The 7,446-nt window shown below is 71.5% G+C and carries 5 protein-coding genes; 4 read left to right on the forward strand and 1 reads right to left on the reverse strand.

Features of this window, described 5'->3' with window-relative positions:
• The first annotated feature begins 147 nt into the window (after window positions 1–147).
• Both ACZ4O3_RS24875 and ACZ4O3_RS24880 read left to right on the forward strand, forming a co-directional pair.
• Window positions 148–1,791, forward strand: coding sequence for a M4 family metallopeptidase (locus tag ACZ4O3_RS24875; protein ID WP_467724293.1), 1,644 nt, complete (start codon window positions 148–150; stop codon window positions 1,789–1,791).
• 69 nt (window positions 1,792–1,860) lie between these two features.
• A complete protein-coding gene (locus ACZ4O3_RS24880; RefSeq protein WP_467724294.1) occupies window positions 1,861–2,376 on the forward strand; it encodes a DUF1990 family protein in 516 nt (171 codons plus the stop codon).
• A gap of 74 nt (window positions 2,377–2,450) precedes the next feature.
• On the opposite strand, the gene ACZ4O3_RS24885 is transcribed toward ACZ4O3_RS24880, so the two are convergent.
• Window positions 2,451–5,075, reverse strand: coding sequence for a glycosyltransferase family 1 protein (locus ACZ4O3_RS24885; RefSeq protein WP_385000807.1), 2,625 nt, complete (start codon window positions 5,073–5,075; stop codon window positions 2,451–2,453).
• Window positions 5,076–5,292: 217 nt separating this feature from the next.
• Between ACZ4O3_RS24885 and ACZ4O3_RS24890 the strand changes: the two genes are divergently transcribed.
• The gene (locus ACZ4O3_RS24890; RefSeq protein WP_467724295.1) at window positions 5,293–6,495 is read left to right on the forward strand and encodes a S8 family peptidase; all 1,203 of its coding nucleotides are present in this window, start codon (window positions 5,293–5,295) and stop codon (window positions 6,493–6,495) included.
• A 264-nt stretch (window positions 6,496–6,759) separates the two neighbouring features.
• A partial coding sequence (locus ACZ4O3_RS24895) for a maltotransferase domain-containing protein (protein ID WP_385000798.1) occupies window positions 6,760–7,446 on the forward strand: 687 nt, incomplete at its 3' end.

Consider the following 7,446-nt stretch of genomic DNA (forward strand, 5'->3'; position numbering starts at 1 on the left):
GCCAACATCACTTCAGGGTCCTGACATGTACGCGACCTTGATGTCACTCTTCCCTCACCCGTCGCACAGCACAGCAACTTCACACCCCACAGTCGGGTGCGGTAACCCCACACCGCCCCGGACTCCCCACATCCTGAAGGAGCTTGAGTGAGCCCCCTCTACGCGCGTCGCAAGCGCACCACTCTGGCCATCGCCACCGCTGTCGCCGCCGGCGCCCTCCTGACCACGGGCCTGACCTCCAACGCCTCGGCCGCCGACAAGCAGCCGCCGGCCGCCGCCCCCACCCTGCTCTCCGACTCCGCCCGCACCGCCCTCATCCAGAAGGCGCAGGCGGACGTCACGGAGACCGCGCAGCACATAGGCCTCGGCGCCAAGGAGAAGCTGGTCGTCAAGGACGTCGTCAAGGACACCGACGGCACCGTCCACACCCGCTACGAGCGCACCTACGCGGGCCTCCCGGTCCTCGGCGGCGACCTGGTGGTGCACACCTCCAAGGCCGGCAAGACCGAAGGCGTCACCAAGGCGACGAAGACGCCCATCAAGGTGGCCTCCCTCAAGCCGCAGATCAGCACCGCCAAGGCGGAGAAGTCGGCGCTGAGCGTCGCCAAGACCCTCGGCTCCACCAAGTCGGCCGCCGACGGCGCCCGCAAGGTGATCTGGGCCGGCTCGGGCACCCCCGTCCTCGCCTACGAGACGATCGTCGGCGGCTTCCAGGACGACGGCACCCCCAACCAGCTGCACGTCGTCACCGACGCCGCCACCGGCAAGAAGCTCTTCGAGTACCAGGGCATCGAGAACGCCACCGGCACCGGCAAGAGCCTCTACTCCGGCACCGTCAGCCTCAGCACGAACCTGTCGGGCTCGACGTACCAGCTGTACGACACCACCCGCGGCGGCCACAAGACGTACAACCTGGCCCGCTCCACCTCCGGCACCGGCACACTGTTCACCGACGCCGACAACACCTGGGGCACCGGCGCGGCCTCCAGCTCCTCCACGGACCAGACGGCCGCCGTGGACGCGGCCTACGGCGCCCAGGAGACCTGGGACTTCTACAAGGCGACCTTCGGCCGCAGCGGCATCAAGAACAACGGTGTCGCGGCCTACTCCCGGGTCCACTACAGCAGCGGCTACGTCAACGCGTTCTGGGACGACAGCTGCTTCTGCATGACCTACGGAGACGGCTCCGGCAACACCCACCCGCTGACCTCGCTGGACGTGGCGGGCCACGAGATGAGCCACGGCGTCACCTCCAACACCGCCGGCCTCAACTACAGCGGCGAGTCCGGCGGCCTGAACGAGGCCACCTCGGACATCTTCGGCACCGGCGTGGAGTTCTACGCCGCCAACTCCTCCGACGTCGGCGACTACCTCATCGGCGAGAAGATCAACATCAACGGCGACGGCACCCCGCTGCGCTACATGGACAAGCCCAGCAAGGACGGCGGTTCGGCCGACAACTGGTCCTCGTCGGTGAAGAACCTGGACGTGCACTACTCGTCCGGTGTCGCCAACCACTTCTTCTACCTGCTCTCCGAGGGCAGCGGCGCGAAGACCATCAACGGGGTGTCCTACAACTCCCCGACCTACAACGGCTCCACGGTCACCGGCATCGGCCGGGCCAAGGCTCTCCAGATCTGGTACAAGGCGCTGACGACGTACTTCACGTCGACCACCAACTACAAGTCGGCGCGCACCGGCACCCTCTCGGCGGCGGCGGCCCTGTACGGCTCCGGCTCCACCGAGTACAACGCGGTGGCGGCGGCCTGGACGGCCGTCAACGTCACCTGACCGGATCACAGCGGTAGCGGCGGACCCCGGGACGAAGGCTTCCCCGGGGTCCGCCCTACGCTCTCCCCCATGTCCTTCACGTACGAGGCGGTCGGCGCGACCCGCGAGGACCTCGCCGCCTGCCCGCCCGGCTTCCACCCGCTCCATGTGCGCGCGCGCATAGGGGAGGGCGCCGATGTCTTCCACCGGGCCGCCGAGGCGGTCCTCACCTGGGAACTCCACCGCGCCCTGGGCGTCGGCATCGAGACCTCCGCCGACCGCGCCGCCCCAGGCGTCGACGTCACCGTCAGCCTGGCCGGGCTGATCAAGGCCCCCTGCCGGATAGTGTGGACGCTCGAGGAGTCCCGCCGGGCCGGCTGGGCCTACGGCACCCTCCCCGGCCACCCCGAATGCGGCGAGGAGGCCTTCCTCGTGACCCGCACCGGCGACGGCACGGTCTGGCTGACGATCGCGGCCTTCAGCAAACCCGCCAAGTGGTACGCCCGCGCGGGCGGCGCCGCGGCCCGGGGACTGCAGCACGCGTACGCGCGCAGGTGCGGCAAGGTGCTGCGGGGGCTGGTCGGGGACGAAGCCGACGCCGTCTGAACGCACCCTCACGGATGCCGGGCGGTCCGGCGGCCGGGCCCGAGTGCCCCGCCGGGCCGCCGGACCGCCCCGCCTCACCGCATCAGCACCCCGGCTCCCTCCACCGCCCCCTGCGAGGGCGCCGTCACCAGCCCCAGTTCCGCGCCGGAGGCCAGCAGCCGGTGCGAGGGGAGGATGCGGACCGTGTAGCCGTAGGGGCCGGTGCGGTCCAGGGACAGCGGGCCTTCGTAGGTCCAGTGGCCCTCCAGGTCCGGGCCTCCGGTCGGCTTCAGCGGCACCGTCGTCGCGTCCGTGATGCGGTCCTCGGAGTCGACCCGGCCGGAGACCGCCTGCACCTCCACGTCGTCGGGCGTCAGGTCGCCCAGCCCGACCCGGACCCGCAGGGCCAGGGTGGTGCCGAGTTCGGCGGTGGCCGTGGCCGTGGTGGTCGCCACATGGTCGACCGACACCCCGTGCCAGGCGCCCCGCACCCTGTCCTTCCAGGCGGACAGTTCACGGGCCGTGTCGGCGGTCATCGCCCGGTGGGCGTGCGCCGCGGGGGTGTAGAGGCGCTCCACGTACTCACGGACCATCCGGCCGGCCAGCACCTTCGGACCCAGCAGGGTCAGCGTCTGGCGGACCATCTCGATCCAGCGGTCCGGGAACCCGCTCCGGCCGCGCTCGTAGAAGCGCGGGGTGACCCGCTGTTCGAGGAGGTCGTAGAGGGCGGCCGCCTCGATGTCGTCCCGGCGCTCGGGATCCGTGCCGGCACCGTCCGCGGTCGGGATCGCCCAGCCGAAGTCCGGCTGGAACCACTCGTCCCACCAGCCGTCCAGGACCGAGAGGTTGAGGCCGCCGTTCAGCGCCGACTTCATCCCGCTGGTCCCGCAGGCCTCCAGCGGTCGCAGCGGGTTGTTCAGCCAGATGTCGCAGCCGGGCAGCAGCTTCTGCGCCATCGCCATGCCGTAGTCGGGAAGGAAGACGATCCGGTGCCGGACGCGCGGGTCGTCGGCGAACCGGACCAGCTCCTGGACCAGCCGCTTGCCGCCGTCGTCCGCCGGGTGCGCCTTGCCGGCCACCACCACCTGGATCGGCCGCTCGGCGTGCAGCAGGAGATCCATCAGCCGGTCGCGGTCGCGCAGCATGAGCGTGAGCCGCTTGTACGAGGGGACACGCCGGGCGAACCCGATGGTCAGGACGTCGGGGTCGAGGGCGTGCTCGATCCAGCCCAGCTCGGCGGTCCCGGCGCCCCGTTGCCGCCACGAGGCGCGCAGCCGCTCCCGTACCTCCAGGACCAGTTGCTCCCGCAGGTTGCGGCGCAGGTCCCAGATCTCCTGGTCGGTGACGTCCGCGACCGCGTCCCAGCGCTCGGTGCCGCCGACCGTCAGCGCCTCCTCGGTACGGCGGTCGCCCAGCTGCCGGGCCCCCAGCCGGACCACCTCGGGGGCCACCCAGCTCGGCGCGTGCACTCCGTTGGTCACGGAGGTGATCGGCACCTCGGCGGCGTCGAAGCCCGGCCACAGCCCGGAGAACATCTCCCGGCTGACGTTGCCGTGCAGCAGCGACACCCCGTTGGCGCGCTGGGCGAGCCGCAGGCCCATCACGGCCATGTTGAAGAGGTTGGGTTCGCCGCCGGGGTAGGTCTCCATCCCCAGGCGCAGGATGTGCTCCACCCCGATCCCGGGCAGCTCGGCGTCGGGGCCGAAATGATGGGCGACCAGCTCCCGGTCGAAGCGGTCGATGCCGGCCGGGACCGGGGTGTGGGTGGTGAAGACGGTGCCGGCCCGCACCGCCTCCAGCGCGGAGTCGAAGTCCAGCCCCTCCGCGCACAGCTCGGCGATCCGCTCCAGGCCGAGGAAGCCGGCGTGTCCCTCGTTGGTGTGGAAGACCTCGGGCTCGGGGTGGCCGGTCAGTCGGCAGTACGTCCGCACGGCGCGCACACCCCCTATGCCCAGCAGCATCTCCTGGAGCAGCCGGTGCTCGCTGCCGCCGCCGTAGAGCCGGTCGGTGACGCCGCGTTCGCCGAAGTCGTTGTCCTCCACGTCGGAGTCCAGCATCAGCAGCGGCACCCGGCCCACCTGGGCCAGCCAGATCCGGGCCCGCAGCAGCCGCCCGCCGGGCAGGGCGAGGGAGACGTGCGCCGGGGTGCCGTCGGCGTCCTTCAGCGGCACCACCGGAAGTTCGTTCGGGTCGAGGACGGGATAGTGCTCCTGCTGCCAGCCGTCCCGGGACAGGGTCTGCCGGAAGTACCCGTGCCGGTACAGGAGACCGACGCCGATCAGCGGTACGCCGAGGTCGCTGGCCGACTTCAGGTGGTCGCCGGCCAGGATGCCGAGGCCGCCGGAGTACTGCGGCAGGGCGGCCGTGATGCCGAACTCGGGCGAGAAGTAGGCGACGGCCGCCGGGAGCTCGGCGGCCTGCGGCCGGGACTGGTACCAGCGGTCGCCGGTCACGTAGTCGTTGAGGTCGTCCGCGACCGCCGTCAGCCGGCGCAGGAACCGGCGGTCACCGGCCAGCTCGGCGAGCCGCGCCGGCGGCACGCTGCCGAGCAGCCGCACCGGATCGCCCTCCGAGGCGGCCCAGCGCTCGGGGTCGACGGCCTGGAAGAGGTCACGTGTCTCGGTATGCCAGGACCAGCGCAGGTTTCGCGCCAGGTCGCTGAGAGGGCGGAGGGGGTCGGGGAGAACGGGACGGACGGTGAACCTACGGATCGCCTTCACATTCCACTCCACGCGTTCGTGGTGAGAGCCGTACGGCGGTGTGCGGCTCGGCGTCCTTCAGACGGTACCGGTGCCGAGGGGGCCGTTGTCGGAGCTCCGCACCAGACCCCGGCTTCGTCCCCCCGGTGGACGGACCCGCGCGCGCCACGCCTTCTTGTGGGACCGGGCCCCGCACGAGACCCTGCCCCCCTGAGCTGAGGAGGGGGAACTCGCGGCCATGTCATGGACGATCATCCGGCGTTCGCGTGTGGTGGGGGGCTTGACCGCGGTCGTCACGGCCGCCGTGCTGTCGTCGGCCACCCTGCCCGCGCACGCCGTACCGCAGGGGACCGTCTCCGGCGCCGGCCGGCCGGGCGCGGTCCGCGGAAGTTATCTGGTCACCCTGGAAGCGGGGATCAAGGGGGCGTCGGCGGCCGGGAGGGACGTCGCCAACCGCTATGGGGCGAAAATAAGCCGTACTTACGACAGTGTGCTGAACGGATACGCCGTCCGGGCAAGCGCTGAACAGGCCCGGCGGCTCGCGGCGGACTCGCGGGTCGTGTCCGTCGTCCAGGACAGCCGGGTACGGCTGGAGCGCACCCGGACGAACCCGCCGTCCTGGGGTCTGGACCGCGTCGACCAGGCGGGACTGCCGCTCGACGGGTCGTACAGGTGGCCGGGGCCGGGAGGCGCGGGCGTCACCGTCTACGTGATCGACACCGGCGTCCGGATCAGCAGCCGCGACTTCGGCGGCCGGGCGAGCTACGGCTGGGACTTCGTCGGCAGGGACGGATCCGCGGGCGACGGCAACGGCCACGGGACACATGTCGCCGGCATCATCGCCGGCACCCGGTACGGCGTCGCCAAGAAGGCGAAGATCGTCTCCGTACGGGTCGTGGACGACGCCGGGGCGGGGACCACCGCCCAGGTCATCGCCGGTGTCGACTGGGTCACCGCGCACGCCCGCAGACCGGCGGTCGCCAACCTCAGTCTGGGCGGTGCGCACAACGCCCAACTCGACGCCGCGGTACGGAACTCGATCAGGTCCGGGGTGACCTACACGGTCGCGGCCGGCAACAACGGGCGGCCGGTCGGCGGCTACTCGCCGGCCGACGTGCCGCAGGCCATCACCGTCGGCGCCACCGACCGCACCGACGCCCGCGCGGGCTTCTCCGACTTCGGCGCGGCCGTGGACCTGTTCGCCCCGGGCGTGGCGATCACCTCGGACTCGTACCGGAGCGACACCGGCAGAGCGACCTACTCGGGCACGTCGATGGCGTCACCGCATGCGGCGGGCGCCGCCGCGCTCTATCTCGCCGGTCGTCCGAGGGCCGCACCGGCCCAGGTCGCCAGGGCGCTGATTGCGAGGGCGGCGAGCGGGAAGGTGACCGGTGTGGGGTCAGGATCACCGAACCGGCTCCTGCGGGTGCCGGAACCGTAAAGCGTTTTCCGCATGCGAACACGCCACCGGCCCCGTTCGTACGGAACGGGGCCGGTCTTGTGTGTAGACATACGGCCGAGTAGTTAACAAAGTGCCGGATTGCCCACACGAACAGTGTGGGAAGGCTCCTCCGGTACACCCCATGGACACAGCGCTGATACCCCGCACAGGTAGACCCTCAAGTACACCTCCGGATACCGCCGCAGGACCCGTCCCGTCACCATCCATCCGCCCACACCCTCGTTGCCGCGGACAGGAGCGGTCATGCCCGCCACGCACCAGTCGTCAGCACCTCCGACACAGCGCACGTCAGCCCGTGCCGCACCCCCCGCACCCCCCGCGGACGAGGCCACCGCCGTCGGCCGCATACCCGTCCTCGACGTCCGTCCCCTGGTCCAGCAGGGCCGCCGGCCCGCCAAGGCGGTGACCGGGGAGTCGTTCGAGGTCACCGCCACCGTCTTCCGCGAGGGCCATGACGCCGTCGCCGCCAATGTCGTACTGAAGGATCCCAAGGGCCGTCGGGGCCCGTGGACCCCGATGCGGGAACTGGCTCCCGGCACCGACCGCTGGGGAGCCACCGTCACCGTCGGCGGAAAACCGGGCCGTTGGACCTATCACGTCGAGGCCTGGGGTGATCCGGTCACCACCTGGCGCCACCACGCCCGGATCAAGATCCCGGCCGGCATCGACACCGGTCTGGTCCTGGAGGAGGGCGCCCGGCTCTACGAACGGGCCGCCGCCGGGGTGCCGAAGAACAGGAAACGGGACGTTCTCCTGGCCGCCGCGGAGGTCCTGCGCGACGAGGACAGCCCGGCTCCCTGGCGCCTCGCCGCCGCGCTCAGTCCCGAGGTCGAGAAGATCCTGGCCCGGTATCCGCTGCGGGAGCTGGTGACCTGTTCGGAGCCGTTGCCGCTGCTGGTGGAGCGGGAGCGGGCCCTGTACGGGTCCTGG

The organism is Streptomyces sp. NPDC026515 (assembly GCF_055567595.1).